This window comes from Massilia sp. CMS3.1, from assembly GCF_051262535.1.
Taxonomy (GTDB): Bacteria; Pseudomonadota; Gammaproteobacteria; order Burkholderiales; family Burkholderiaceae_D; genus Telluria.
On the sequence record NZ_JBIMES010000004.1, the window covers coordinates 73,435 to 98,543 of the forward strand.

The window sequence follows — 25,109 nt, forward strand, 5'->3', positions numbered from 1 at the left end:
CATGCTGAGCCTTCACACCAACGCCGCTTCCCTGTCCGCACAAAATTCCCTGTCGTCGACCCAGAACAAGCTGTCGACCACGATGACCCGCCTGTCGACCGGCTTCCGCATCAACTCGGCAAGCGACGACGCAGCCGGCCTGCAGATCGCTACCCGCCTGAAGTCGCAGACCAGCGGCATGGCCGTCGCAATGCGCAACACCCAGAACTCGACCTCGATGCTGCAGACCGCCGAAGGCGCGCTGAACGAAACCGGCAACATCCTGGTGCGCATGAAAGACCTGGCCACCCAGGCAGCCGACGGTTCGTCGTCGAAGGATGACCAGACCGCGATGCAGGCAGAGTATGACTCGCTGGCTGACGAGCTGACCAACATCATGAAGAACACCAAGTTCGGCGGCACTTCCCTGCTGAACCAGAACACCGGTAAGCTGAGCACTGCCGTGACCTTCCAGATCGGTGCCGACAAGGCCGAAACCATGTCCGGCAACTTCGTCACCGAACTGGGCGACGTGCACACCAAGCTGACCGCGACCAGCACCCGTTACGCCGGCGGCACCGCAGCTGCTGCCACCACGGTCGGCAGCGACGTCAGCGGCACGACCGAAGCCCTCGGCGCGACCGCAGCGAACAACACCATCGACGAACTGTCGCAGGCCATCAACTCGGTCAGCACCCTGCGCTCGAAGATCGGTGCCACCGCCAACCGCCTGGAACACGTCAACAACAACCTGTCGAACATCAGCACCAACACGCAAGCTGCCGCCGGCCGCATCATGGACGTCGACTTCGCAACGGAAAGCGCGAAGATGACCTCGAACCAGATGCTGATGCAAGCGGGTACCGCGATGCTCAAGCAGACCAACCAGATGTCGTCGATGGTCATGTCGCTCCTGCAGTAATCAGGCGCACCCCGGCGCAACTGAGCCGGGTCAGGACAGGCCAGCCGCTTACCCGGCTGGCCTTTTTTCGTTTCAGGATGCGCTCTGCAGGCCGTAACAAGCACATCCGGAAAATATTTCAAATAATTTCCATACGGCATTTAATGGATGTACAGAAACGGTCGTCTTGTACTTGTGAGAGCAGATGTTCTGCTCCATGCATCCCAACTAACTGGAGCCAAACATGCTGAGCCTTCACACCAACGCCGCTTCCCTGTCCGCACAAAATTCCCTGTCGTCGACCCAGGGCAAGCTGTCGACCACGATGACTCGCCTGTCGACCGGCTTCCGCATCAACTCGGCGAGCGACGACGCAGCCGGCCTGCAGATCGCTACCCGCCTGAAGTCCCAGACCAGCGGCATGGCCGTCGCAATGCGCAACACCCAGAACTCGACCTCGATGCTGCAGACCGCCGAAGGCGCGCTGAACGAAACCGGCAACATCCTGGTCCGCATGAAAGACCTGGCCACCCAGGCAGCCGACGGTTCGTCGTCGAAGGACGACCAGACTGCAATGCAGGCAGAGTACGACTCGCTGGCTGACGAGCTGGGCAACATCATGAAGAACACCAAGTTCGGCGGCACCACGCTGCTGAACTCCGATAACGGCAAGCTCGACGCTGCCGTGACCTTCCAGATCGGCGCCGACAAGGCCGAAACCATGATCGGCAACTTCACCGTCGAACTGGGCGACGTGCACACCAAGCTTGCTGCAACGAGCGCCCGTTACTCCGGCGGCACCGTTGCCGGCGCCACCACGGTCGGTACCGACGTCAGCGGCACGACCGAAGCCCTCGGCGCGACCAACGCGAACAACACCATCGACGAACTGTCGCAGGCCATCAACTCGGTCAGCACCCTGCGCTCGAAGATCGGTGCAACCGCCAACCGCCTGGAACACGTCAACAACAACCTGTCGAACATCAGCACCAACACGCAAGCTGCCGCCGGCCGCATCATGGACGTCGACTTCGCAACGGAAAGCGCGAAGATGACCTCGAACCAGATGCTGATGCAAGCGGGTACCGCGATGCTCAAGCAGACCAACCAGATGTCGTCGATGGTCATGTCGCTCCTGCAGTAATCACGGCTACCCCCGGTCTGGTTTGACGGGGAGTATCATGGGCCAGCCGCACTCCGGCTGGCTTTTTTTCATTCTGGATCGCGCCATGAACCCTCTTTCGCTCTCCGCTCCCTTGCTGGCTCCGATCACGCCTCCACTGCAGGCCACTGCGATCACGGCGATTGCGCCGGTCGCCTTTGCCGCCGCCGAGCCGGAACTGCCTTTTTCCCAGCCGCTACCGCTGCCCAATGCGCAAGCTGTCGCCACAGGCACGGAGCACCAGGACGGCGTGGCGATGCGCCCCGACCAGGTGTTCATGACGCGCCAGATGCTCTTTGCGCAAGCCGACGGCCGCACACTGGCCGGCAACTGGCGCTCGATGGTCGGCAACTATGGCGCGACCCTGATCGAGCGCGAGCTGCGCACCCGCGCCGGCGCCCTGCCTCCTGCGCTGATGCTGGTCGGACAGGAAGGACGCACGCCAGGCCGCGCGCTCGATGGCCAGCTGCTGCCGGCGGACGCCTGGCGTTTTACGGTGCACGCAGGGAGCGCCCAGGCACAGCACCTGCAAGTGATGCGCAAAGGGGCCGATGGCGGCGCGGGCCGCCGGCGCCGGCCGCGCGCGGCGCTGCGGCTGGAACTGGCGCTGGCCGACGGCACCCAGGTCGTGGTGCAGGTCGAGCCGGCGCCGGGCGGTGTTGTGATCGAGATGGCCGCGCCGGACGCCGCCACGCTGGCGCGCCTGCGCGCCTTGCAGCCCGCGCTCGACGCGGCGGTGGGACGCGCGGGGCTGGTGGTCGTGCGCTGGAGTTTCATGACGGGCATCGCGCCCGCCGGGTCGGCGCACGCGAAGCTGGCGGCGGAAGATGCGGCGCAGGTATTGACCTTGCCGGTGTTTCGCGCGGTGGCGGAACTGGCCTTGATGTTGCCGGCGCAGGGATGAAATTTTATTTCACCGCAGAGCGTGTGGTGAAAGAATATTCCAGCAACGGCGACCGGCCATCACTACCCAACCGTCCCCACGATCGACACTTCCCGGTTCTCGGGAATCTCGTTATACGACAGCACGTTCAATCCCGGCGCGAACAGCTTGGCGTAGCGCGCCAGCAGCGGGCGCACCTGCGGCAGCACGAGCAGGAGCGGCGGCGTGTGCTGCCCCTTCATCTGTTCGCGTGCGACCGGCATGTTGATCTGCAGTTGCGACAGCAGTTGCGGATCGATCGGATAGTTATCCAGCGCGACCTTCCCGCCCCCATTCTGGCGTGCCTGGTTCAAGGAACCGAGCAGCATGTTCTCGAGTTCCGCCGACAGGTTAAAGGCCGGCATGTCTTTCTTCTTGCCGAACATGGTCGAGACGATCTGGCGCCGCAACGCGCAGCGCACTTCGGCCGCCAGCAGGATCGGATCCTTGGTCGTCTCGGAAGCGTCAAGCAGCGTGGTGCCGATGACCACGATGTCCTTCAGCGACACGCCCTCGGCCAATAAAACGCGCAACACGCGCAGCAACTGGGTGTGGTTCAGCGCCTTTTCCAATGCGTTCGACAGCTTCGGCGAGAGCGCGCCCAGGCGCTCGAGCAGCGCCGGCACGTCGTCGTGGCGGAACAGTTCGTGCAGGTGGTCGCGGATGACTTTCGAGCAGTGGGTCGCGATCACGCTCGGCACCTCGACCACCTGGTAACCCAGGCCGAGCGCATGGCCTTTCTGGTCGGGCGTGATCCAGGTGACGGCCATGCCGAAGGCCGGCTCGAGGCCCGGGATGCCATCGAGTTCGCCATACACGTTGGGCGACGGGATCGCCATCAGGTGCTCGGGATGGACCTCTCCATCAGCCACGACCACGCCCGACAGGCTCACCGAATACTGCGACGGGCGCAGCGCCAGGTCGTCGCGCACGCCGATTGCCGGGAGCAGGACGCCCATCGATTCGGACAGGCTCTGGCGGATGCCCTTGATGCGCTTGGTGAGCTGCTCGCCCTGCGCCTTGTCGACCATGCCGACCAGTTTATAGCCGACCGCCACCGAGATCGGCTGCACCACCGGCAGCTGCTCCCAGTCCAGGTCGGGCGCGCGGTCGTCGCGCAGCGCCGCTTCGATCGCGGCCACGCTGCCCGTATCGGCCGGCTGCACGCGGGTGTGCAAACGATAACCTGCATAACCCAGGACGGCGGCGAAGACGGCGAAGACGATGAACGGCATGCCCGGAATCAGGGCCAGGATCACCATCACGCCGGATGCGGCGAACAGGGTTGGCGGCTGCGCCAGCAACTGGTTGCCGACCTGCTTGTCGAGATCCCCTGCTTCGCCGATACGGGTAACCAGAATGGCGGCGGCGGCCGAGAGCAGCAGTGCCGGGATCTGTGCGACCAGGCCGTCACCGATGGTGAGCAGCGCGTACACGCGGAAGGCGTCGCCCAGCGGCAGGTCGTACATCAGCGCGCCGATCGCGATACCGCCGATCAGGTTGATGATCAGGATCAGGATCGAGGCGACCGCGTCGCCGCGCACGAATTTCGAGGCACCGTCCATCGCGCCATAGAAGTCCGCTTCGGCGGCGACGTCTTTCCGCCGCTGCTGCGCCTTTTCCTGGTTGATCAGGCCCGCATTCAGGTCGGCGTCGATCGCCATCTGCTTGCCCGGCAAAGCGTCGAGAGTAAAGCGCGCCGACACTTCCGAAATACGCTCCGAACCCTTCGTCACGACCACGAAGTTGATGATCATCAGGATGATGAACACCACCAGGCCGACCACGAAGTTACCGCCAATGACGACGTTACCGAAGGCCTCGACGACGGCACCGGCGGCGTGCGTGCCCTCGTGGCCATGCAGCAGGACCACGCGGGTGGAGGCCACGTTCAGGGCGAGGCGCATCAACGTGGTCCCGAGGATCACGGTCGGGAACACCGAGAAGTCGAGCGGGCGCTTGGCCGACACGGCGACCAGGATCACGAGCAGCGACAGGACAATGTTAAAAGTGAACAGGACGTCGAGCAGGATCGGCGGCAGCGGGAGCATGATCATCCCGAGCAGCATCAGGATGAAGACCGGGGCGGCGTACTTCTGGCGCCGCAGCTCGGCGACAAAGGCGTTCAACGAATTCATGAAGCAACTACCTCGCTCAAATGAGATGGCACGGCCACCTCGTTGGGGAACCGTGGGGGCGCCTGGCGCCGGCCATCACGGAAAGCATTCAATTGCAGCACATAGTTCAGCACCTGCGACACGGCCTGGTACAGCTGGGCCGGAATCTGCTGCTGCACCTGGCTGGTGTTGTAGATCGCGCGCGCCAGCGGTGGCAGCGACACGGTCTCGATCTTGTGTTTCGCCGCGACGCTCTTGATGTACAGCGCCATCTCGTCGACGCCCTTGGCCACCACGTAGGGCGCTTCGGCGCGGTTCGTATCGTACTTCAGGGCCACCGCATAGTGCTCCGGGTTGACGATCACCACGTCGGCCGTGGGCACCGTCTTGTTCACGTTGCGCTGGGCCAGCTGGCGCTGCAGCTGACGGATGCGCTGCTTGACCTCGGGCTTGCCCTCGCTGGTCTTGTGCTCGTCCTTCTGGTCCTGCTTGCTCATGCGCTGGTTCTTCGCGAACTGGAAGGCCTGGATCGGCACGTCGAGCACGGCGAAGATCACGAACACGGCGACCAGCGCGAACAGGGCGTCGAACATCATGGTTCCGCCACGGACGACGGCATCCCCAAGGGGCAGGCGCTGCAGGTCGACATAGCTCGAAATGCTCGATCGCGTCACGTGCACCAGCACGAAACCGAGCACCACGGCCTTGGCCACCGAGGTGGCAAAACCGACCAGGTGCTTCTGGCTGACCAGGTTGCCCAGGTTTTTCATGGGGCTCAGGCGATCCGCCTTCGGCATCATGTTCTTGCCCGACATGATCCAGCCACCCGGCACCAGGCCGCCGATGATGATCGCCAGCGGCACCACCGCGAGGGGCAGCACCATCTTCACGAACAACATGGCGGCGGCCATGAAGACCACCGACATCGCATTTTCGATCGCCCCGGTTTCGCCGAGGGGCACGAAGACGAGTCTGAACAAGGACCTGAAGGATTCCAAATAGTCCGGCAGCATCATCGAAAACACTTTCAGGCTGACCAGGATGCCGATCGCGGTCGACAAGTCCTTGGAACGGACGATCTGTCCTTCCTCGCGCGCCTTTTTCAGCTTTTGCGCTGAGGCCTTTTCGGTTTTGTCGCCATTGTCAGCCACGCGCTGCCCTCATCTGTTGCTGCAGCATTTCGAGTACCGCATTCGTCAGCTGGATATAGTGTTCGGGGATGAAGCGTACCAGCTGCACCAGCATCATCAGGCCGAACACGGTCACCAGCGAAAAGCCCAGCGAGAACAAATTCAATGATGGCGCCACCCGGTTCAGGAAGCCGAAACCGATCTGCACCACCATCGTCGAAAACACGATCGGCAGCGCGAGCAGCATCGCGGCTGCGAACACCCAGCCCAGGTTCAGCGCTACCGTCTGCAGCGCCATCGACCCGATGCCCTGCCCCACCGGCCAGGCGTGGAAGCTCTGGCCAAGGATGCTCGCAAGCACCAGGTGGCCGTCGATCGCGAAGAAGATGAAGATCGCCACCAGCGAGAGCAAGCTCGAAATGACATCGGACTGCTGGCCATTGACAGGGTCGTTCATCTGCGCCATCGCGAAACCGATCTGGCTCGAGGCCAGAAAGCCAAGCATCGAGATGGCGGAAGTCGCGAACTGCAGTGCGAAGCCGAGCACGCCGCCGATCACCGCCTGCTCGAACATGGCGACCACGCCGGCCAGCGAAAACGGATCGGGCATCGGCATGTTCTTCGTCAGCGGCAGCATCAGGAATGCCAGCACCATCGACAACAGCGCGCGCACGGGAATCGGCACCATGCCGTCGCCGATCGCCGGGGCCGAGGACAAGAGCGCCATGATGCGGCAAAACGGCCACCACAGCGCGCCGATCAGCGGCATCAGATAGCTGACGAAATCCACTATGAGGCGATCGTCGCTGCGCGCTGGAACACCGACACGCAATAGTCCATCAGGTAGCCGGTCATCCAGTGACCGGTCAGGATCAGCACCATCAGCGTCACCAGGAGGCGCGGCAGGAAGCTCAGGGTCTGTTCATTGATCTGGGTGGCCGCCTGCACCAGCGCCACCACCAGGCCGATCAGGAGGCCCGGCACCACCAGCACCATTACCAGCAGCATTACCACGCGCAGTGCTTCGGCTACCAGGTCGACCGCAACATCAGGACTCATCTGAACAACCCCCTAATAGCCGTGGATACTGCCGACCAGCGTGTTGACGGTCAGGGTCCAGCCGTCGACCAGCACGAACAGCAGCAGCTTGAACGGCAGCGAAATGACGAGCGGCGACAGCATCATCATGCCCATCGCCATGAGCACCGACGACACCACCAGGTCGATGATCAGGAAGGGAATGAAGAGCATGGCGCCGATCTGGAACGCGGTCTTCAATTCGGACAGGACAAACGCGGCCAGTTTCACCGTGAAGGCGCGGTCCTGCGCCTTCATGCCTGGGGCTTCGCCGGCCAGGTGGGCAACCTGGGCCAGCGCGCTCTTGCTGGTCTGGGCCAGCATGAAGCGCGACAGCGGGACTTCGGCCGTTTTCAAGGCTTGCTCCAGGCCGATCTTGTTCTGGTCATACGGAAGGAAGGCCTCGTTCCAGACCTGCACCCCGATCGGACGCATTACCAGCAGCGTCAGGATCAGCGCGATGCCGGTGACGACGCGGCTCGGCAGGCCCTGCTGCAGGCCGAGGGCCTGGCGCAGCAGGGACAGCACGATCACGAAGCGCGTGAAACAGGTGGTCATCATGACCAGCACCGGCAACAGCCCGAGCAGCGTCATCAGGACCAGGATCTGCGACTTGACGCTCATCCCGGTATTCGCACCGGGGATCACCCCGGCCATCAGGTCCTGGGCGCCGGCGGGTGCTGCAGCGATGAAAAAAACGGCGCCAGCCAACAAGGAAACCGTGGCGCTCCCGACTATCTTCATGCCGTGATCAGGTCCAGATTCAGGCCGTCGAGATCGATCACTTTCAGGCCGTATTGCTCGCCCGAGACCACGACTTCGGCGCGGCCGATCGGGGCGCCGTTGACCTTGATGATGAGCGGCTCGCCGGCCACCGCGTCCAGCGGCAGCACGCTCGCCGGGCCGAGGTCCATCAGATCCTGCAGCGAGATGCGGGCCGAGCCCACTTCCAGCGTCAGCGTGACCGGGATACGGCGCATCATCTGCGGCAGGCGCGTATTGCGCACCGGCGCGCCGATCTCCACGTTGTCGTCCAGGAGGACGTCGACAGCCAGTTGCTCGTTGAGGTTCATGTCCATTTATTCAGCGTCTTCAAAAGAGGTTAAACACAGCTTGCCTTTGTGCTCGGCGACGGCCGCCGTAAACAGGCGCGCTTCGTCGAGCAATACGTCGGCGCGGCCGACGGAAACCGGAATCACGTCGCCCACCTTCAAGCCGAACAGCGCTTCAAGGGTGATCTCATGCGTCACCAGGCGGCCGTCCAGCTTGACCTTCAGGCTGGCGCCGATCGATTCGGCCGGACGTGCGCGCTGCGGGCGCTCCGGCTGCAGCGCCTGCAGGATCAGGCCCATCATGCGGGCATCCGGCGCGATATAGCAGCGCGCGGTGCTGCCGCCCTGGGGTTCACGCAGCAGGATGGCCAGGGCCCATGCATTCTTGCCCGGCGTGGCCGGGACGACCTGCGACAGCGGCGACGACGCCACATCGACGCCGGCGGCACCAGCAGCCACGCGTACGCGCATCGCCAATACTTCCGACAACTGCTGCGTCAGCGTATGCGCCAGCCGCTCTTCGGTGGCGGTGACCCGCTCGCCTGCCGGATCGCGCAGCTCCCTGGCCGAGCCTTTGCCGCTGTAGCGCGCTTCGAGCAGGCCCACCAGCAGGGCACGCTCGAAAGCGACGGCGGTGCTGCCGTGCGGACCGCTCACGCCCAGCCAGCGCAAGCTGCTGCTGTCGGGCGCCCGCTCGAAGACGACCGCGGCCAGTTCGAAGCTGCTCCAATAGCGGCGCCAGCCTGGCGCAGACAGCATCGCCGTCATGTCCTCGGCAAAGGCGCCGGCAAACGACGGCAGTAAATGCACGGGCCGGCCTAATAAAGCCGGATCGAGCACTTGATGCGGACGCTCTTGAACAGTTGAATTGTTAATCGGCATAAATGACGAATTGATGAGATCAAAAGGGACGTGTTTTTATTTCATTCCCGAAGGCAACAATTATACCTGCTTAGATGTTTCCGCTCACTCGATATTCCTCTTTGAATTCCCCATTGCCCTACGGTAAGATCGTATCTGGATGTGCGCGGCTTCCTGGGAAACACAGGTGCTCTACGAGGGAAAATCGTGAAATCCGCCGGGTTTTGAATGGTCGTTTGATGCATGTTTTACATGCGTAATATTTAACATTTGACGCTGCGAACCTAGATTTTAATCGTCAAATGTCGCAAAAAAGATACTTAGTCTGTCACCCACATGCAACATTCAACGCATAGGATTTAACAAATGGGAATTGAATTAGCCGGCCAGATTAAAGCCGACCTTGCTGCTCTGACAAATGAAGCGCAGCGCATGGCGATCGCACCATCTGTCGAAATGGCAACGCCTGCAGCTCAGACCGACTTCTCTTTCGCCCAGACGATGAAGAATGCGATCCAGAGCGTCGACGCCCAAGGCGAGGCTGCATCCGTCAAGATGGCCGATGTCGACAGCGGCAAAAGCGACGACCTGGTCGGCGCGATGCTCGCCAGCCAGGAAGCCAGCCTGTCCTTCTCGATGCTCATGCAAGTGCGCAACAAGGTCATGGGCGCGGTCGATGAACTGATCAAGCTGCCAGTTTGATTCAAGGGAAAAACCCAACGTGATTTCGAAACTCAAGAATGTCTTCGGTGGTGCGAAACTCGGCGCGATGCCCGGCCTGCCTCCTGCCCTGCGCAACAACCTGACCCCGTTGCTGGTGCTGGCTGTCGTCATTACCGCCGCCGTCATGATGTTCATGTGGCAGGACCAGGCCAACTACAAGCCGGTCTTCGGGGCGCGCGAAAAAGTCGCCGCCAGCGACATGATGACCGTGCTCGAGGCCGAGCAGATCCCTTACCGCATCCATCCGGACAGCGGCCAGGTGATGGTGCCGTCGAACGAACTGGGCAAGGTGCGCATGCTGCTCGCCGCCAAGGGCGTGACTGCGCAACTGCCGGCCGGCCTTGAGCTGATGGACAAGAACGATCCGCTGGGCGTGTCGCAGTTCGTGCAGGACGTGCGCTTTCGGCGCGGCCTCGAAGGCGAACTGGCACAGAGCATCCTGAGCCTCGATTCCATCGCGTCGGCACGGGTGCACCTGGCCATCGCCAAGACCAACTCGTTCGTGGCCGGCGCCTCGGACCAGAGCTCGGCCTCGGTCGTGATCGCGACCAAGCCAGGCAAGACACTCGGCAACGAGCAGATCGCCGCGATCGTCAACATGGTCTCCGGCAGCGTCGCCAGCCTCAGTCCGGCGCGCGTGTCGCTGGTCGACCAGGCCGGCAACTACCTGTCTTCGCGTGTCGACCTGTCGGAAAGTTTCGACGGTGGCGGCCAGGGCGATGCGGCCGCGCAGCGCGTGTCGAACGAAGTGCGTAACAACGTCGCCGAGCTGCTCGGACCTGTGCTGGGTGCGAACAACTTCAAGGTCAGCGTCACCGCCGACATCGACAACGACAAGATCGAAGAAACCCAGGAAAAGTACGGCGAAGCGCCGAAGGTCACCAGCGAAGCGACGCGCGAAGAGATGGAAAAGAGCCGCCTGGCGATGGGTGTGCCGGGCACGCTGTCGAACCGTCCGCCAGTGCCTGCCGATCCTGCGGCACCGGCTGGCGCCGACGGCGCCGCTGCCGACAAGGGCAACGACAACTCGCGCAAGAATGCGACTACCCGCCAGTACGCCTATGACCGCGCGATCACCCAGATCAAGCGTTCGCGTGGCCGCCTGCGCAAGCTGTCCGTCGCCGTGGTGCTGAACAATGCGAGCGCCGCGAATGCCAAGGCCGGCTACACGCCTGCCGAGCTGGCGAACATCGAGAAAATACTGACCGGCGGCCTCGGCATCAATGCCGCACGTGGCGACGTGCTGGCCGTATCGAGCCTGAACTTCCCGGCGCCGCCGCTCGTGGAGCCATGGTGGCAGGAGCGCGACACCATCGTCGACGCTACCGGCTACGGCCTCTGGATCGTCGGTGCCCTGCTCGCCTACCTGCTGCTGGCCCGTCCAATGCTGCGCACCGTCACGGCGCGCATGACGCCGGCCCTGCCGGCACCGGGTACGGGTGCTGCCGCCGCGCTGCCGAATGCCACCGCTGCCGGTACCGCGCCGGCCCTGGCCGCCCCTGGCGCCAGCGCAGGCGGTGTCGGCACGATGCCGATGGTGCCGCTGCTGGAGAACTACGATCTGCCGCCGGCCGGTTCCGCCGTGGATGTGATGGTCGATCACCTCAAGGTGCTTGCCGGTAAAGAGCCGGAGCGCGTCGCCGAAGTCGTCAAACAATGGGTGCAGAAAAAACATGGCCGAACTGAACAATAACGCCGAGGGCGTCGTCCTGACCCCGGTCGAGCAAGCTGCGATCGTCCTGCTGTCGATCGGCGAAGAGCCGGCCGCCGCCGTGCTGCGCTGCCTCGAGCGCGATGAGCTGATCGAGCTGACCCAGGTGATGTCGCGCATGAGCGGCATCAAGGTCGACTCGGTCAAGTACGCCGTCCAGAACTTCTTCGACGACTACCGCGAGCAAAGCGGCCTGCATGGCGCCTCGCGCACCTACCTGAAGCGCTCGCTCGACCTGGCGCTGGGCAGCGACATCGCCAACAGCGTGCTGAACACGATCTATGGCGATGCGATCCGCCCGATGATGGCGCGCCTGCAGTACGCCTCGCCGAAGTGGCTGGCCGAATTCATCTCGCACGAGCACGTGCAGATGCAGGCCGTGTTCCTCGCCTTCCTGTCGCCGGCGCTGGCCGGCCAGATCATCGAAGGGCTGCCTGAAAACAGCCGCGACCTGGTGCTGCTGAACCTGGCGCGCCTGGACGAGATCGACCGCGACCTGCTGCAGGAACTCGAAGACCTGGTCACGCGCTGCCTGTCCGCGCTCGACACGCAAAGTGCAAGCGTCGAGGGCGTGCGCCAGGTCGCCGAGATCCTGAACCGCCTGCCGAGCAACCGTGCCGGCATGGTCGAACTGCTGCGCGCCCACGATCCGGAGGTCGTGTCCAAGATCGAGATGTCGATGTACGACTTCTTCATCCTCTCGCGCCAGACCGAACAGGTCATCACGCGCCTGCTCGACGACATTCCGCTCGAGCAGTGGGCGATCGCCTTGAAGGGCGCCGAGCCGGCCCTGCGCGACGCGATCCTGATGGCGATGCCGAAGCGCCAAGCGCAGAGTTTCGAAGACCTGATGCGCCGTTCGGGTCCGGTGCCGATGTCGCGCATCGAACAGACGCGCAAGGACATCATGGTTGCCGTGAAAGCGCTGGCGGATGCCGGCGAGATCGACGTGCAACTGTTCGCCGAGGCCACCGCCGAATGAAGCAGTTCCGGCCTTTTCACTTTCCGCCCCTCGCCCAGGTGCGCGGTTCGCATGGCGCGTCGCCCGCCGCGGGTGGCGACGCGTCCCATGAGCAGGATTGGGAGGGTGCCCTGGCAGCCGGCTATCGCCAGGGCCAGCAAGACGGTTACGACGCCGGCTTCGAAGAAGCGCGCGCCGCAGGTTTTGCCGCCGGCCAGGCCGACGGTCTGGCTGCCGGTCTCGAAGCAGGCAGCGCCCAGGCGCTGGCCCATCTCGACCAGATCGGCAAACCGATCGACGCCGCCCTGAAAGCGCTGAAAAAGCTGAAGGCCGATTTCAAGGCCGCCCAGCGCAAGGAAGTGGTCGACCTGGTCGGCAAGATCGCGCGCCAGGTCATCCGCGCCGAGCTGGCCCTGCAGCCGACCCAGTTGCTGGCCCTGGTCGACGAAGCGCTGGCCGCGATGCCGCCGGCGCGCGACACGATCGAAGTGCTGATGAATCCGGAAGAACTCAAACGCGTGACCGAACTCGATCCAAAGCGCGCCAAGAAGTGGAACCTGCTGGCCGATCCATCCCTCATTCCGGGCGAAATCCGCGTCAAGGCGGGCGACCACGAAGTCGACGCCGGCTGCCAGGGACGCCTCGCCGCCTGCATGGAGCAGGTGCAGGATGCCCTCGCCGTCCCCGAAGGAGAACAGGCATGACCGCCCTGCTCGACACCCTGCGTTCGCTCGACATCGGCGAGGTGCCGGTCGCCACGCCGACCGGCCGCCTGGTCGGTGCCCAAGGCCTGCTGCTGGAAAGCGTCGGCTGCAAGCTGCACACCGGCCAGCGCTGCCGGGTCGAACTCAATGACGGTGGCTGGCTCGACGCGCAAGTCGTGGGCTTTCGCGACAAGGTCTCGTACCTGATGCCGTTCAAGAAGGCGAACGGCCTGGCGACGGGCGCACGCGTGCTGCCGGAAAAAACGGCCGCCAGCCTGATGATCGGCCCGTCCTGGCTGGGCCGCATGGTCAACGGCCTGGGCGAAGAGATCGATGGCCTGGGCCGCCTTGGCGGCGACCAGCCGCTGAACTTCACGCCACCGAAAGTGAACCCGCTGCGCAAGACCCCGGTCGACGAGCCGCTCGACGTGGGCGTGCGCGCGATCAATTCGATGCTCACGCTCGGCAAGGGCCAGCGCGTCGGCCTGATGGCCGGCTCCGGCGTCGGCAAGTCGGTGCTGCTCGGCCTGATCACGCGCCAGACCGTGGCCGATGTGGTCGTGGTCGGCCTGATCGGCGAGCGTAACCGCGAAGTGCGCGAATTCGTCGAGAAGTCGCTCGGCCCGGAAGGCTTGAAACGCGCCGTGCTAGTCGTCGCGCCAGCCGACGAGTCGCCGATGATGCGCGTGATGGCCACGGAACTGTGCCACTCGATCGCGGCGCACTTCCGCGACCGCGGCCAGAACGTGCTGCTGCTGGTCGACTCGCTGACCCGCTACGCGATGGCGCTGCGCGAAGTGGCGCTGTCGCTGGGCGAGCCGCCGGCAACGCGCGGCTATCCGCCGTCGGTGTTCTCGAACCTGCCGCAACTGGTCGAATCGGCCGGCAATGGCGAGAACGCCGAGGGCAGCATGAGTGCGATCTATACCGTGCTGGCCGAAGGCGACGACCAGCAGGATCCGGTGGTCGACACGGCACGTGCGATTTTGGATGGCCACATCGTGCTGACGCGCGAACTGGCCGAAGCGGGCCACTATCCGGCGATCGACGTCGCCCAGTCGATCAGCCGCTGCATGGCCCAGGTGGTCACGCCCGAGCATTCGAACGCGGCGCGCAAACTGAAAGCCACGATGGCCCGCCATGCGCGCGTGCGCGACCTGATTCCGCTGGGCGCCTACACGCCGGGCGCCGATCCGGAAACCGATCGCGCAGTGCGCCTGCAGCCGCACATCGAAGCTTTCCTGTGCCAGGGCACGCGCGAAGGCGCGCCAATGGACGCCTGCGTACCGCAACTGCAAGGGATGATGGCATGAAGCGAAAAGACCAAATCAAGAGCCTGGACACGCTGGTCGACCTGCGCAGCATCGAGGTCGACAAGCTGCAGACCGAACTGGCGCGCCAGGAAGCGACACGGGCGCGCTACCAGGCCAACCTCGCGCGGCTGACGTCGCTGGCTGAAGGCAGCGGCGCTTCGGGGCGACTGGCGCCGGCGCTGGCCCTCAATTGCGGCCACTACAAGCAGGCCGTGTTTGCGCTGGCCGACAATCACCGTACCGACCTCCAGCTGCACGAGGCGAATATGGCGGTCTCGCAGCGCAACTTGAGCACGGCGTGGGCACGCCGCGAACTGCTCGGCAAGGTGCTTGAGCAGCAGCAGGACGCGCTTGCGCGGGAACAGGATCGTGCGGCACGCAAGCGCGAAGACGAAATCGCCACCCAATCGTGGCTGGCAGGCCGGGCGTAAGCCCGGACATCAAGGAGAACTCATGGCAGCTATTTCGAACACCTACGATCCGGCGAGCACCGCGCAAGCCCTGGCCGAATCCTTCACGGCCGGGCGCCAGTCGATCCTGACGCGCCAGGGCGCGCAGGCCACCGCCACCGAAAAAGGCTTGAACACGCTTGGTTCCGCACTGACTGCTTTCCAGGGCACCCTCGCCACGCTGACGGGCTTGAACAAGACGATTTCTGCCAGCAGCGCGGTCTTCAGCGACACCGCCGTCGCCAGCGCCAGCGCGACGGCGACCGCCGCGCCGGGCACCTACAGCTTTTTCGTGGAACAGGTCGCCAGCGCGAACAAGGTGTCGTATAGCGGCATGGCCGATTTCACGGGCGGCGGTTCGCTGACGCTGGGCGTGGGCGCCAGTTCGTTTATGGTCGACCTGAGTACCAAGCCGACCTGGACCGTGCGCGAGCTGGCGGCGGCGATCAACGGCGCGACCGGCAACACCAGCATGTCGGCTGCGGTCGTGACCACCGGCGGCACCTCGGAACTGGTGCTGACGTCGAAAACGACGGGCGCGGCGAATACCATTTCGCTCAGCAGCACCGGCGCCGACCCCGTTCTTGCAGCGAAACTGGCCACCCCACCGAATCAGCTGACCCAGGCCCTCGACGCCGTGGTACGCGTCGGATCGAGCACCGGTACCGAAATCCGCCAGGCCAGCAACACGCTCTCCGTGGTCGATGGCGTCACCATGACGCTCTCGAAAGCACAGGCGCCCGGCAGCGCGCCGGTCACGCTGACGGTTGCCTCGGACGCCACGAAGACGAGCGCAAACGCCCAGGCGTTTGTCGACGCCTACAACAAGCTGAAAACGGCCATCGACGGCCTGGTCAGCCCGGGCGACCCGAAAAGCGGCGGCGAACCCGGCGCCTTTTCCGGCGACAGCGGCGTACGCGCCCTGCGCGACCGCATGATCAGCGCCCTGCGCACTGCCGGCGCGACCAGCCTGGCCAACTTCGGCATCACCGCCAACCGCCAGGGCACGCTCACGCTCGACAGCACCCGTTTGACGAAGGCGCTGGCGCTGAACCCGACCGGCCTCGATACCCTGATCGGCAGCACCGCCACGACCGGCGCCAGCGGCATCGCCGGCCAGCTCGACGGCTACCTGAAGCTGTGGACCAACAGCGCGAATGGCCAGATCGGCAGCCGCAAGAATGCCGTCAGCGAGTTGCAGGTCGACTTGACAGTACGACAAACCACGCTCGACAAACAGTACGACAGCGCTTATTCGCGCTACCTGGCGCAGTTCACCCAACTGCAATCCGTTCAGAGCAACATGTCCTATAACACCTCGCTGTTCGACGCTTTGTTCAGCAGCTCAAAAGATTAAACTCATAGCCATGTCCTATCAAGAAGCCTACGGCAATTATCACGCTGTCAACCTCGATTCCCAGACCGCGCGCGCGACGCCAGTCGAGCTGGTATTGCTGCTGACCGACGGCCTGCTCGACGAACTGGCGCGCGTACGCGGCCACATCGTCGGCAAGCGTTACGAGCAAAAAGCGATCGGCATCGACAAATGCTGCGAAATCATCAACGGCCTGTCGAGCTCGCTCGACTTCGAGGGCGGCGGCGACACGGTCGTCAACCTGGCCAACCTGTACGACTTCTGCTCGGCGCGCCTGCAAAGCGCCGGCATCAAGCTGGACCCGGCGATGGTCGACGAAGTGGTCGGCGTGCTGACGACGATCCGCCAGGGCTGGCAAGGCGTGCAGGCACGCAATGCCTAGGAGCGCTGCGATCGGCAAGCTTGTCGCTGCCTTCACTGACGCCGGCGCTGCGCGCGACTGGGAGCGTTTGGGCCTTCTGGCAAGCGCGCTGGCGCCGCAACTGGCGACGCTGGGCGCACGCGGCGCGTGGAACCGCAGCGAACTGGCCGCACTGGCGCAGTTGCGCGCGGCCCACGACGGCGCGGCCGCAGCGTGCGCCGAAGCGCTTGAGACGCTGGGCGCGCGTCTTGCCGACATGCGTAACAACAAGGATGGCTGGATCGCCTATGCGCTCTCCAGCGATACGGAACTCGCCGGACACCACGAATGAACCTGACCCTGACAAACCTGAACCAGCCGGCGCAAGCAGCCAAGAGCGCAACGCCAGCGGCGAACGAGACCGGCTCACCGATAACGCCGGATGTGGCGGGTGCGGCAGTCGAGTCGCCTGGAACGCCGGCACAGGACGGCGCGCAGCCCGCCCCGGCCCAGCCGGCGCTGGCGTTCGCGCAATGGCTCGGCCTGGAACAGATTATTCCGGCGCCGCCGGGCGCTGTCGCCGCTAGGCCCGAGAACGCAGCGCCTGAAGCCGACGAGATCGCGGCCGAGACCACGGCCGCGGAGCAGCAAAACGCCGACGCGCCCCTGCTGGGCGCGATGACGATGTCGATGCCGATGATGCCGGTCGCGCAAACCACGCTGGCGGCCCTTGCTGCCGCGCTGCCGGGTGTGCCGCTCCCTAAAGCATCCGCACCGGCTGCCGATACCGACGTTTCGCTGCCGGCGGGTACCGCCTCTTCCAAGCGCGAAGGCCGCGCCGACTTCGCTGGCCTGCCGGCTGCCGCACCTGCCCTGACGCTGGCAGAAACGCCGGTCCAGCCAGCACCAGGCGCGGCATCGAAGGCTGGCGCACCCGTCGCGCCGCCGGCCGAGACGCTGGCGGCGCTGCGCGACGCGCCGCAAGACCAGGCCGCGCCAGGCCCCGAGCGTGGCGCCGCCCACACCGCCGGCGTCCAGGCACCGGCCGCGGGCACGTCGCAACGCACGGCCGACACCGTGACGCTGTCGGGTCCGCCGACCGCATGGCGCCAGACCCTGCAGGAAGCGCTCGGCGAGCGTATGCAGCTGCAAGTCGGCAAGAACGCCGAGCAAGCCGTGATCCGTCTCGATCCGCCGATGCTGGGGCGCGTCGAGATCGCGATCCGCCACAGCGCCGGTTCGCTCGAAGTGCATATCACGGCCACCCACGGCGAAGTACTGCGCCAGCTGCAATCGGTCAGCGAAGGCTTGCGCAACGACCTGGCACAGCGCCAGTTCACCGATGTCGCAGTCAACATTGCGCCGGCACCACGCGGCGCGAATGGGGCACCGATGTTCGCCGGTGGGGAAGGACGTGGCCGCCAGCAGGATGGACGCGAGCAGGAACAAGACCCGGGTACGGCCCTGGCCGAAGCAAATACCGGTACTTCCCCGTTCTCATTGAACGGGCGCGGCCAAGGCCGTAGCTAATTAACCAAGACAAATAATGAACAGCAAGCTCAAGATGATGATCGGCGTTGTCGCCATCCTGCTCGTAGGTGGGGGTGCGGCCGGTGGCGCCATGTGGTGGATGAAATCCCAGGAAGCTGCCCCTGGCGCGCAATCGACGGCCAAGGCTGCGCCGAAGAAGGAAAAATCAGGCGAGCCGGTCAAGTACGTCACACTCGACAAAGTGATCGTGATGCTCAAGCGCGGCCCGAACGAAGCGACGACGCACTACTTGTCGACCGACCTGGTGCTGGCGACCGACGCCAAGGGCGAGAAGCCGACCAAGGAACACCTGCCGCTGCTGCGCGCGATCGCCGTGCGCTCGCTCTCCGGCTACACGCTGGCGCAAGCCTCGACCATGACCGTCGAGCAGGTCGCCGCGCTGCTGAACAAGACGTTTGACGCCAATTATGCCAGCGAGGAACGGGAAAAACCGTTCGGCGAGGTCATGATCGGCAAGCTGATCGTTGAATAAGGCCGGGGACCACGTGGCCTTTTCCGACAACTACGCCGACTACGCCGATGCTTCCGGCGGCAGCGAATACCGCGAGGTATCGGCTGCCGCCAACATGAGCCCGCGCGAAGAGCAGCAGCACCTGGTGGCCTACGCGCCCCTGGTGAAACGCATCGTGCGCCAGTTGAACTCGCAGGTGTCCGGCATGATGGCGCGCGAGGACATGGAACAGATCGGCCTGATGGGCCTGCTCGAAGCGCTGCGCCGCTACGGCGCGCCCGACACGGGCTTCGGCAGCTTTGCTTCGCTGCGCATCCGCGGCGCCATCCTGGACGAGCTGCGCCGCCAGGACTGGCGTCCGCGCGCGGTGCGCCAAGATGCGCACCGCGTCCGTGACGGCCTGCGCGCCCTCACCCGCAATCTCGGCCGCGAGCCGAGCCCGCAGGAGGCGGCAGACTCCCTGGGCATCAGCCAGGAAGCGTATTACCAGCATCTGCTGGACGACGGCGCCGAAGAGATGCTGAGCTTCGACGACGTGCTGCAGGAAGCGCTTGATCCCGCCAACAGCACGGCCGGTCCGGAAGAAGCATTTATGGTGCGGCGCAGCCTCGAGCAGGCACTCGGCGCGCTGTCCGAGCGTGAGCAGCGCGTCATCCAGATGATCTACGAGTTCGAGCTCAGCTACAAAGAAATCGCCGCCGTGCTCGATCTGTCCGACGCCCGCGTCTGCCAGCTCAACAAGAGCGCGCTGGCCAAGATGAAAGCGGCCCTCGGGGCGCGTTGAAAAGAAAAGAAACACCATGATCCTCATCCAGAAAGGCCTGTAATGCAGCAATTCCTAGGTATTTTCATCGTGCTCGGCTCCGTATTCGGCGGCTTCGCACTGATGGGCGGCACGGTCGTTGCGATCTGGCACCCGATCGAAATCCTGATCATCGTCGGCGCCGCCTTCGGTGCGCTGGTGATCGGCAACGAAAAGCACGTGCTGGGCGAGATGGCGCACCAGCTGAAAAAAATCGCGTCGCGCAAAAAACACGACTCGGAATTCCAGCGCCAGCTGCTGCTGCTGATGTACGAACTGCTGCAACTGGCCGCCGGCGGCCTGAAGGCGCTCGACGCCCACGTCGAAGCGCCAAAAGACAGCGCCATCTTCCAGCGCTACCCGCGCATCCTGGACGAGCCGAAGCTGCTCGCCTTCATCGTCGATAACTTCCGCCTGATGGCGATGGGCAAAATCAACGCCCACGAACTGGAAGGCGTGCTCGAGCAGGAACTCGGCGCGATCCACGAAGAACTCATGCAGCCGTCGAAGTCGCTGCACAAGATTGCCGAAGGCATGCCGGGTTTCGGCATCCTGGCAGCCGTGCTGGGCATCGTGATGGCCATGTATTCGGTCGCGGAAGGCGCCGATTCGGGCGCGATCGCGGAAAAAGTGGGCGCGGCGATGGTCGGTACCTTCATCGGTATCTTCTTCTGCTACGGCTTGCTCGACCCGCTGTCGAACATGATGAAGCAGTTAGTGAACGGCGAAGCGTCGACCATGGAAACCGTGAAAGTCGTGCTGTGCACCCACGTGGCAGGCAAGCCTGCCCTGCTGGCGATCGACGCCGGACGGCGCCTGATCCAGCTCAACACGAAGCCGAGCTTCGCCCAGCTGGAACAGTGGATCAATGCGATGGGCGGCGATGACGAATCGCAGAACAAGCGGCGCCGCAACAGCGACCGCATGACGGGGTAAGCAGTGTCCGCTCCTAACGACAAGCACCACGAACAGACCATCATCAAGCGTGGCGGCGGCAAGCACGACCACGACGAGCACGGCGGCGCCTGGAAAGTCGCGTTCGCCGACTTTTGCCTGGCCCTGCTGTCGCTGTTCCTGGTGCTGTGGCTGATGGCCGCGCGTGAAAAGGAAGCGATCCAGAGCATGACGCGCGACGCCGCCGCCGGCCAGCTCGAAGGCCCGGGCAACCGTCCCGAAATCGCCACCGCGCCGCGCGGCAGCCTGATCGAACGGTTCCCGACCCTGCACGACGGTACCGGCCCAGGCAAGGATGCGCGCGTATCCTATGATTCGCCGGCCGACCTGAAGCAACTGTCGAAAAAACTGGAAAAGATGAGTGAAGACGCGGGCCTGGCGGCGAACCTCCAGTCCGAAGTGACGCCGTACGGCCTGCGCGTGATGCTGCACGATACCGACCGCCAGGGCATGTTCATGCGCGGCAGCGCGCTGCCGACCGGCCGCTTCGTGCGCCTGCTGCAGAAAATGGCGCCGCTGTTCGCGCAGATGGAAAACCAGATGCTGATCGTCGGCCATACCGACTCGGTGCAGTACACGTTTGCGGAAAAGACCGGCATGTCGAACTGGTCGCTGTCGTCGAACCGCGCGATGGCGGCGCGTGCCCAGCTGCTGACGGGCGGGATGCGCAGCAACAGCGTGCTGCAGGTGGTCGGCATGGCCGACCGCGCGCCGCTCGACGAAAAACGCACCGATGCCGGCATCAACCGCCGCATCGAACTGATGATCCTGACGCGCGCCCAATCGCGCTCGGTGGCGGCGATGTTCGGCGCACCCGGCGCCACCGAAGCGCTCCTTGACGGCGTGTCGGTCAGCGCCCCCGGCAGCGGCAAAGCAGGCGATGCGGCGACGCTGCGCGGCCAATTGGCGAACTGACCATGACGATTCAATCGAAAACCCGAGGTAACCGCATGAAAATCACTGGAAGCGGCGCTCCCACCATGACGCCCGCCCTTGGTGGCGCCACTGCTGCTGCGGCCCCGGCCGCACCTGCGGCAGCGCTGCAAAGCTCCGCTGCCCTGGAATCGAGCGTGCTGCAGCCGGCCGCCAGGGCGCTTGCCGCCATGCCCGACTTCGATGCCGCCCGCGTGGCCGAACTGCGCGATGCGCTGGCCAAGGGCGAGCTCCCCTTCGACCCGGCGCGCCTTGCCGGCCTGATCCAGCGTTTCCATGGAGGCCGGGGATGAGCCGCATGACGCGCCAGCAGGCAGTGGGCACCCTGGTCGACGGCATCCAACAGGACCTGGACGCCGCGAATGCGATCCAGGCCCTGTTGGAGCGCCAGTTCGACGCTGCATTGCGCCACCAGAGCGCCGAACTCGGTGCCTTGGCCGCGGAACTGGCGCCGGCACTCGATGCGATGGACGCACGCCGCCGCCAGCGCGTGGCACTGGTGCGCGCGCTGCACGGCCAGGAAGGCACGATGGGCGGCTTCATCGCCACTCAGGCCGAACCAGGCCGCACGACACTGGCCGCCGCCTGGACTGAACTGGAACGCCTGGTCCTCGCGTGCAAGGCTGCCACCACGCGTAACAGCAACTTGCTGGCAGAGCAATTTTCCCTGATGGGGCGCGTGCTGCACGGCGGAGACGGAACCTATGCGCCACGCTGATTTTTCAAGCTCCCCGGTCTCGGCCACGGTGCCGACCACAGCGACCCGCCCGACAACGGCGATCGGTGGCGGCAGCGGCTTCGGCCGCGCGTTCTCCGACGTGCAGGGCGAAGTCGTCGACTTCATCCAGAACGGCGGCGGCGCTTCGATGCCCGACCTGACGCCGGAAGGCAGCCTCTGGCATGCACGGAGCGCGCAATCGGTACTGGGCGCGCCGGAAGTCGACGGCTCGTCCAACGACGACCAGCAGGCGTTTTTGGACAGCATCGCACCATGGGCGAAGGAAGCGGCGGACAAGCTGGGCGTCGCGCCCGAACTGGTGCAGGCACATGCCGCGCTCGAATCGGGCTGGGGCCAGCGCCCGATCCGCAATGTCGATGGTGCCAGCAGCCATAACCTGTTCGGCATCAAGGCCGGCAGCGCCTGGCAAGGCGCCACCAGCGAAACGGCCACCACGGAATACGTCGGTGGCGCCGCGGTCAAGACGAGCGCGAAATTCAGGGCGTATCCGGATGGCGCCAGCGCCTTTCGCGACTACGCCCAGATGTTGCTCGATAACCCACGCTATAAGGGCGCCATCGGCGCTGGCAGCGACGCCAACGCCTTCGCGCAGGGCCTGGCGAAAGGCGGCTATGCCACCGATCCGGCCTACGCCGCCAAGCTGGCGCGCCTGGCCGGAAAATTGCAAGGAACTAACGGTTGATGCGAGGCATCTCGGCCGGCTCGACAGTGCCAGGCGCGGTAACGCGCATGCGCAGTGTCTGCCCACTGGTGCTGTTGCGCACCCGAATCGTTGTCCCTTTCGCACCGGCATCGAGCGCCTCGCCAGCCGTGCTGACCTCGATCCCTTCGATGCGCGCGATCATCACCACCGCGTCCCCGCGTTTCACCAAAACAGGTGCTGTTAGCGAACTGCTACGGAGAACGTCGCCTGCACGCAACGAACGACGACTCGTTTGCCCTACAGCATCTTGCGTGGCGACAACTGGATCGGCAATGGTGGTAATGTCTCGTTGCGCTATAGCAAGATGGAGGTCGGTCAGCAGTTCGTTGGCAGCGATTGCTGCAGCCACTACCACCACCGACGCCGAGATGCGCGCCCGCACGATGTATTCGAGGCGACTGCTGCCAGCCTGCGGACAGCGCACCGCAAAACGCATCCGGCTTGCCTGCCGGGTATCGAGTGTGTCGACCTCGACCGGACCAGGGCAGTTTGGCGCCACGCGCGGCGGCACCACGGTCAGCTCGAAGCGGGCGTCTGCCAGACCGGAAGCGGCAGCCTGCTTTTCCAGCTGGGCGCGGGCAGCCTCCTCGACCTGGCTGGTGATGGATGGCGCAGCGAAGGCTGGCAACGTAGAGAGCAGGACGAGAACACAAGCAGCACGAACAATCATTGCGACACACCCCGGCATGAAAGAATTACCCATTCTAACGAAACACACTGCAGTTCACGACGGAGATCGAAGATGACGATTAATTTTAAGGACGCACTGGGAGTGCATGCCGACGCGCTGCACGTGCGCGCCGAGCGGACGAAAGTGCTGGCCGCGAACATCGCCAACGAAAGCACGCCGGGCTATACGGCGCGCGACGTCGACTTCGGCGCGATGCTGCAGGAACGTGCGGCCGACGATGCGGACGGCTTTACGGCGACGTTTGACGCCGACACCCTGTACCGCGTTCCCTTCCACCCTAGCGCCGACGGCAACACCGTTGAAATCGGCGTCGAGCAAGCGGCGTTCTCGCAAAATGCCTCCGACTTCCAGACCAGCCTCACCTTCATCAACATGAAGCTGCGCGGCCTGGCAAAAGCCATCGACGGACGATAAACCATGAGTTTTAAAGACATCTCCAGTATTGCGGGTTCGGCGATGACGGCGCAGTCGGTGCGCCTGAACACGATCGCATCGAACCTGGCCAACGCCGACACCGCCGCCTCGTCGGAAGCCGACGCCTACCGCGCACGCAAACCCGTGTTCGCCGCCGTCATGGACAACGACGCTGGCGGGCGCGTGCAGGTGCTCGACGTGGTCCAGAGCGCGGACCCGGTGCGCAAGGTCTACGAGCCGGGCAATCCGCTGGCCAACGCCGAAGGCATGGTCGTCTACTCGAACGTGAATTCGGTAGCCGAAATGGCCGACATGATGTCCGCTTCGCGCGCCTTCGAGACCAACGTCGAGGTGCTGGGCCGAATCAAATCAATGCAGCAGTCGCTGCTGAAACTGGGCGAAAGCTGATCATGCTGACCAATAATTCTCTCGCAAGCGCGAACAACACCAGCGGCGCCACCGAGCCGGTATCGGCCGGCGCGGATGTCAGCGCGACCAAGGACATGTTCACCAAGCTGCTGGTGGCGCAGATCCGCAACCAGGATCCGCTGGCGCCGTCGGACCCGAGCCAGTTCGTCAACCAGCTGTCGCAGCTGTCGCAGACCGAAGCGCTGCAAAGCCTCTCCAAGACCACCAGCGCCAGCGGCAGTGTGCTGCAAAGCCTGCAAGTGCTGGCGATGGGCGGCCAGGTCGGCTCGCAAGTGACGGTCGCCACCGATCGCGTGCGCCTGGACGGCAGCCCGCTCAGCGGCAGCATCAATCTGCCTGCCGCCGGCAGCGCCAACCTGGTGCTGACCGGCGCCGATGGCCGGAACCACAGCGTCGCCCTGCCGTTCCACACGGCCGGCGCGACAAGCTTCACGATCGACCCGAGCGCGCTGGGCCTGGCGCCGGGCAGCTACTCGATCTCGGGCCAGATCGCCGACGGTGCACGCGTGCCCGTCGAAATCGCCGGCCGCGTCGACAGCGTACGCCTGTCGGGTACCGGCTCCGTCGTATTGCAGGTCGCTGGCGTCGGCGACGTCGATCCAAGCGCCATCACTGGTTTCAACGGCAAGGCCCCCGCGGTCGCCGCCAACTAATATTCAAGGATT

The 25,109-nt window shown here is 64.6% G+C and carries 31 protein-coding genes; 23 read left to right on the top strand and 8 right to left on the bottom strand.

The window, feature by feature from the left end:
* Position 1 precedes the first annotated feature (1 nt).
* The 3 genes from ACHAC9_RS08145 to ACHAC9_RS08155 all read left to right on the top strand — a co-directional run bounded on the left by ACHAC9_RS08145 (position 2) and on the right by ACHAC9_RS08155 (position 2,946).
* Positions 2-901, top strand: coding sequence for a flagellin (locus ACHAC9_RS08145; protein ID WP_435758933.1), 900 nt, complete (start codon positions 2-4; stop codon positions 899-901).
* 223 nt (positions 902-1,124) lie between these two features.
* On the top strand, positions 1,125-2,024 hold the full coding sequence (locus tag ACHAC9_RS08150; protein WP_435758935.1) for a flagellin: 900 nt from the start codon (positions 1,125-1,127) through the stop codon (positions 2,022-2,024).
* A gap of 85 nt (positions 2,025-2,109) precedes the next feature.
* Positions 2,110-2,946 carry a hypothetical protein gene (locus tag ACHAC9_RS08155; RefSeq protein ID WP_435758937.1) on the top strand — a complete coding sequence of 279 codons (837 nt, stop codon included), beginning with the start codon at positions 2,110-2,112 and terminating at the stop codon, positions 2,944-2,946.
* Positions 2,947-3,008: 62 nt separating this feature from the next.
* Here ACHAC9_RS08155 and ACHAC9_RS08160 read toward each other — a convergent pair whose 3' ends face one another.
* The 7 genes from ACHAC9_RS08160 to ACHAC9_RS08190 are packed head-to-tail and all read right to left on the bottom strand — an operon-like array spanning position 3,009 to position 9,150.
* Positions 3,009-5,102 carry a flagellar biosynthesis protein FlhA gene (locus tag ACHAC9_RS08160; RefSeq protein WP_435758939.1) on the bottom strand — a complete coding sequence of 698 codons (2,094 nt, stop codon included), beginning with the start codon at positions 5,100-5,102 and terminating at the stop codon, positions 3,009-3,011.
* On the bottom strand, positions 5,099-6,232 hold the full coding sequence (gene flhB, locus ACHAC9_RS08165; RefSeq protein ID WP_435758941.1) for a flagellar type III secretion system protein FlhB: 1,134 nt from the start codon (positions 6,230-6,232) through the stop codon (positions 5,099-5,101). The genes ACHAC9_RS08160 and flhB overlap by 4 nt, the downstream gene beginning before the upstream one ends.
* Positions 6,225-7,004, bottom strand: coding sequence for a flagellar biosynthetic protein FliR (gene fliR, locus ACHAC9_RS08170; RefSeq protein WP_435759463.1), 780 nt, complete (start codon positions 7,002-7,004; stop codon positions 6,225-6,227). The genes flhB and fliR overlap by 8 nt, the downstream gene beginning before the upstream one ends.
* Positions 7,001-7,270, bottom strand: coding sequence for a flagellar biosynthesis protein FliQ (gene fliQ, locus ACHAC9_RS08175; RefSeq protein WP_435758943.1), 270 nt, complete (start codon positions 7,268-7,270; stop codon positions 7,001-7,003). Before fliQ ends, fliR begins: the two co-directional genes overlap by 4 nt.
* Positions 7,271-7,282: 12 nt before the next feature.
* A complete protein-coding gene (gene fliP / locus ACHAC9_RS08180) occupies positions 7,283-8,032 on the bottom strand; it encodes a flagellar type III secretion system pore protein FliP (protein ID WP_435758945.1) in 750 nt (249 codons plus the stop codon).
* Entirely contained in the window at positions 8,029-8,367 is a 339-nt protein-coding gene (locus ACHAC9_RS08185; RefSeq protein WP_435758947.1) for a FliM/FliN family flagellar motor switch protein, read from the bottom strand. Before ACHAC9_RS08185 ends, fliP begins: the two co-directional genes overlap by 4 nt.
* Complete coding sequence (locus ACHAC9_RS08190; protein ID WP_435758949.1) at positions 8,368-9,150, bottom strand: FliM/FliN family flagellar motor switch protein; 783 nt, start codon at positions 9,148-9,150, stop codon at positions 8,368-8,370.
* Between the two features lie 417 nt (positions 9,151-9,567).
* On the opposite strand from ACHAC9_RS08190, the gene ACHAC9_RS08195 reads away from it, so the two are divergent.
* Genes ACHAC9_RS08195 through flgJ form a run of 17 tightly spaced genes read left to right on the top strand, consistent with a single transcriptional unit; the run spans position 9,568 to position 22,889 of the window.
* Positions 9,568-9,903, top strand: coding sequence for a flagellar hook-basal body complex protein FliE (locus ACHAC9_RS08195; protein WP_435758951.1), 336 nt, complete (start codon positions 9,568-9,570; stop codon positions 9,901-9,903).
* 19 nt (positions 9,904-9,922) lie between these two features.
* The gene (gene fliF, locus ACHAC9_RS08200; protein WP_435758953.1) at positions 9,923-11,617 is read left to right on the top strand and encodes a flagellar basal-body MS-ring/collar protein FliF; all 1,695 of its coding nucleotides are present in this window, start codon (positions 9,923-9,925) and stop codon (positions 11,615-11,617) included.
* Entirely contained in the window at positions 11,598-12,617 is a 1,020-nt protein-coding gene (locus ACHAC9_RS08205; RefSeq protein WP_435758955.1) for a flagellar motor switch protein FliG, read from the top strand. Before fliF ends, ACHAC9_RS08205 begins: the two co-directional genes overlap by 20 nt.
* Positions 12,614-13,300: a flagellar assembly protein FliH gene (gene fliH / locus ACHAC9_RS08210; protein WP_435758957.1), complete on the top strand. Its 687-nt coding sequence runs from the start codon at positions 12,614-12,616 to the stop codon at positions 13,298-13,300. Before ACHAC9_RS08205 ends, fliH begins: the two co-directional genes overlap by 4 nt.
* Positions 13,297-14,613 (top strand): flagellar protein export ATPase FliI, encoded by a 1,317-nt coding sequence (fliI, locus tag ACHAC9_RS08215; protein WP_435758959.1) that lies wholly within the window; start codon positions 13,297-13,299, stop codon positions 14,611-14,613. Before fliH ends, fliI begins: the two co-directional genes overlap by 4 nt.
* Complete coding sequence (gene fliJ, locus ACHAC9_RS08220) at positions 14,610-15,044, top strand: flagellar export protein FliJ (protein WP_435758961.1); 435 nt, start codon at positions 14,610-14,612, stop codon at positions 15,042-15,044. The genes fliI and fliJ overlap by 4 nt, the downstream gene beginning before the upstream one ends.
* Before the next feature lie 22 nt (positions 15,045-15,066).
* Entirely contained in the window at positions 15,067-16,419 is a 1,353-nt protein-coding gene (fliD, locus tag ACHAC9_RS08225; protein WP_435758963.1) for a flagellar filament capping protein FliD, read from the top strand.
* 10 nt (positions 16,420-16,429) lie between these two features.
* Positions 16,430-16,819: a flagellar export chaperone FliS gene (fliS, locus tag ACHAC9_RS08230; RefSeq protein ID WP_435758965.1), complete on the top strand. Its 390-nt coding sequence runs from the start codon at positions 16,430-16,432 to the stop codon at positions 16,817-16,819.
* A complete protein-coding gene (locus tag ACHAC9_RS08235) occupies positions 16,812-17,129 on the top strand; it encodes a hypothetical protein (protein ID WP_435758967.1) in 318 nt (105 codons plus the stop codon). The genes fliS and ACHAC9_RS08235 overlap by 8 nt, the downstream gene beginning before the upstream one ends.
* Entirely contained in the window at positions 17,126-18,307 is a 1,182-nt protein-coding gene (locus ACHAC9_RS08240; protein WP_435758969.1) for a flagellar hook-length control protein FliK, read from the top strand. The genes ACHAC9_RS08235 and ACHAC9_RS08240 overlap by 4 nt, the downstream gene beginning before the upstream one ends.
* A gap of 16 nt (positions 18,308-18,323) precedes the next feature.
* A complete protein-coding gene (locus ACHAC9_RS08245; protein ID WP_435758971.1) occupies positions 18,324-18,800 on the top strand; it encodes a flagellar basal body-associated FliL family protein in 477 nt (158 codons plus the stop codon).
* Positions 18,801-18,813: 13 nt separating this feature from the next.
* A complete protein-coding gene (locus ACHAC9_RS08250) occupies positions 18,814-19,563 on the top strand; it encodes a FliA/WhiG family RNA polymerase sigma factor (RefSeq protein ID WP_435758973.1) in 750 nt (249 codons plus the stop codon).
* Between the two features lie 42 nt (positions 19,564-19,605).
* Positions 19,606-20,517: a flagellar motor stator protein MotA gene (gene motA, locus ACHAC9_RS08255; protein WP_435758975.1), complete on the top strand. Its 912-nt coding sequence runs from the start codon at positions 19,606-19,608 to the stop codon at positions 20,515-20,517.
* 3 nt (positions 20,518-20,520) lie between these two features.
* Entirely contained in the window at positions 20,521-21,450 is a 930-nt protein-coding gene (locus ACHAC9_RS08260) for a flagellar motor protein MotB (RefSeq protein WP_435758977.1), read from the top strand.
* A gap of 35 nt (positions 21,451-21,485) precedes the next feature.
* Positions 21,486-21,761, top strand: coding sequence for a flagellar biosynthesis anti-sigma factor FlgM (gene flgM / locus ACHAC9_RS08265; protein WP_435758979.1), 276 nt, complete (start codon positions 21,486-21,488; stop codon positions 21,759-21,761).
* Positions 21,758-22,186 carry a flagellar export chaperone FlgN gene (flgN, locus tag ACHAC9_RS08270; protein ID WP_435758981.1) on the top strand — a complete coding sequence of 143 codons (429 nt, stop codon included), beginning with the start codon at positions 21,758-21,760 and terminating at the stop codon, positions 22,184-22,186. The genes flgM and flgN overlap by 4 nt, the downstream gene beginning before the upstream one ends.
* Positions 22,173-22,889, top strand: coding sequence for a flagellar assembly peptidoglycan hydrolase FlgJ (gene flgJ / locus ACHAC9_RS08275; protein WP_435758983.1), 717 nt, complete (start codon positions 22,173-22,175; stop codon positions 22,887-22,889). The genes flgN and flgJ overlap by 14 nt, the downstream gene beginning before the upstream one ends.
* On the opposite strand, the gene flgA is transcribed toward flgJ, so the two are convergent.
* Complete coding sequence (gene flgA / locus ACHAC9_RS08280; RefSeq protein WP_435758985.1) at positions 22,879-23,580, bottom strand: flagellar basal body P-ring formation chaperone FlgA; 702 nt, start codon at positions 23,578-23,580, stop codon at positions 22,879-22,881. The two genes, flgJ and flgA, sit on opposite strands and share 11 nt — an antisense overlap.
* 72 nt (positions 23,581-23,652) lie before the next feature.
* Between flgA and flgB the strand changes: the two genes are divergently transcribed.
* Genes flgB through ACHAC9_RS08295 form a run of 3 tightly spaced genes read left to right on the top strand, consistent with a single transcriptional unit; the run spans position 23,653 to position 25,097 of the window.
* A complete protein-coding gene (gene flgB / locus ACHAC9_RS08285; RefSeq protein WP_435758987.1) occupies positions 23,653-24,015 on the top strand; it encodes a flagellar basal body rod protein FlgB in 363 nt (120 codons plus the stop codon).
* Positions 24,016-24,018: 3 nt separating this feature from the next.
* On the top strand, positions 24,019-24,423 hold the full coding sequence (gene flgC, locus ACHAC9_RS08290; RefSeq protein ID WP_435758989.1) for a flagellar basal body rod protein FlgC: 405 nt from the start codon (positions 24,019-24,021) through the stop codon (positions 24,421-24,423).
* Positions 24,424-24,425: 2 nt separating this feature from the next.
* Positions 24,426-25,097, top strand: coding sequence for a flagellar hook capping FlgD N-terminal domain-containing protein (locus tag ACHAC9_RS08295; protein WP_435758991.1), 672 nt, complete (start codon positions 24,426-24,428; stop codon positions 25,095-25,097).
* Positions 25,098-25,109: the final 12 nt, after the last annotated feature.

Bases quoted from the DNA above. Each gene is read 5' to 3' on its own strand.
- ACHAC9_RS08205 (WP_435758955.1), top strand. From the start codon at position 11,598: ATGGCCGAACTGAACAATAACGCCGAGGGCGTCGTCCTGACCCCGGTC.
- ACHAC9_RS08155 (WP_435758937.1), top strand. From the start codon at position 2,110: ATGAACCCTCTTTCGCTCTCCGCTCCCTTGCTGGCTCCGATCACGCCT.
- ACHAC9_RS08195 (WP_435758951.1), top strand. From the start codon at position 9,568: ATGGGAATTGAATTAGCCGGCCAGATTAAAGCCGACCTTGCTGCTCTG.
- ACHAC9_RS08240 (WP_435758969.1), top strand. From the start codon at position 17,126: ATGAACCTGACCCTGACAAACCTGAACCAGCCGGCGCAAGCAGCCAAG.
- fliH (WP_435758957.1), top strand. From the start codon at position 12,614: ATGAAGCAGTTCCGGCCTTTTCACTTTCCGCCCCTCGCCCAGGTGCGC.
- ACHAC9_RS08245 (WP_435758971.1), top strand. From the start codon at position 18,324: ATGAACAGCAAGCTCAAGATGATGATCGGCGTTGTCGCCATCCTGCTC.
- ACHAC9_RS08150 (WP_435758935.1), top strand. From the start codon at position 1,125: ATGCTGAGCCTTCACACCAACGCCGCTTCCCTGTCCGCACAAAATTCC.
- fliP (WP_435758945.1), bottom strand. From the start codon at position 8,032: ATGAAGATAGTCGGGAGCGCCACGGTTTCCTTGTTGGCTGGCGCCGTT.
- flgC (WP_435758989.1), top strand. From the start codon at position 24,019: ATGAGTTTTAAAGACATCTCCAGTATTGCGGGTTCGGCGATGACGGCG.
- ACHAC9_RS08235 (WP_435758967.1), top strand. From the start codon at position 16,812: ATGCCTAGGAGCGCTGCGATCGGCAAGCTTGTCGCTGCCTTCACTGAC.
- ACHAC9_RS08160 (WP_435758939.1), bottom strand. From the start codon at position 5,102: ATGAATTCGTTGAACGCCTTTGTCGCCGAGCTGCGGCGCCAGAAGTAC.
- motA (WP_435758975.1), top strand. From the start codon at position 19,606: ATGCAGCAATTCCTAGGTATTTTCATCGTGCTCGGCTCCGTATTCGGC.
- fliJ (WP_435758961.1), top strand. From the start codon at position 14,610: ATGAAGCGAAAAGACCAAATCAAGAGCCTGGACACGCTGGTCGACCTG.
- fliD (WP_435758963.1), top strand. From the start codon at position 15,067: ATGGCAGCTATTTCGAACACCTACGATCCGGCGAGCACCGCGCAAGCC.
- fliQ (WP_435758943.1), bottom strand. From the start codon at position 7,270: ATGAGTCCTGATGTTGCGGTCGACCTGGTAGCCGAAGCACTGCGCGTG.
- flgB (WP_435758987.1), top strand. From the start codon at position 23,653: ATGACGATTAATTTTAAGGACGCACTGGGAGTGCATGCCGACGCGCTG.
- flgA (WP_435758985.1), bottom strand. From the start codon at position 23,580: ATGATTGTTCGTGCTGCTTGTGTTCTCGTCCTGCTCTCTACGTTGCCA.
- flgM (WP_435758979.1), top strand. From the start codon at position 21,486: ATGAAAATCACTGGAAGCGGCGCTCCCACCATGACGCCCGCCCTTGGT.
- ACHAC9_RS08185 (WP_435758947.1), bottom strand. From the start codon at position 8,367: ATGGACATGAACCTCAACGAGCAACTGGCTGTCGACGTCCTCCTGGAC.
- ACHAC9_RS08295 (WP_435758991.1), top strand. From the start codon at position 24,426: ATGCTGACCAATAATTCTCTCGCAAGCGCGAACAACACCAGCGGCGCC.
- fliS (WP_435758965.1), top strand. From the start codon at position 16,430: ATGTCCTATCAAGAAGCCTACGGCAATTATCACGCTGTCAACCTCGAT.
- fliI (WP_435758959.1), top strand. From the start codon at position 13,297: ATGACCGCCCTGCTCGACACCCTGCGTTCGCTCGACATCGGCGAGGTG.
- flgJ (WP_435758983.1), top strand. From the start codon at position 22,173: ATGCGCCACGCTGATTTTTCAAGCTCCCCGGTCTCGGCCACGGTGCCG.
- flgN (WP_435758981.1), top strand. From the start codon at position 21,758: ATGAGCCGCATGACGCGCCAGCAGGCAGTGGGCACCCTGGTCGACGGC.
- ACHAC9_RS08145 (WP_435758933.1), top strand. From the start codon at position 2: ATGCTGAGCCTTCACACCAACGCCGCTTCCCTGTCCGCACAAAATTCC.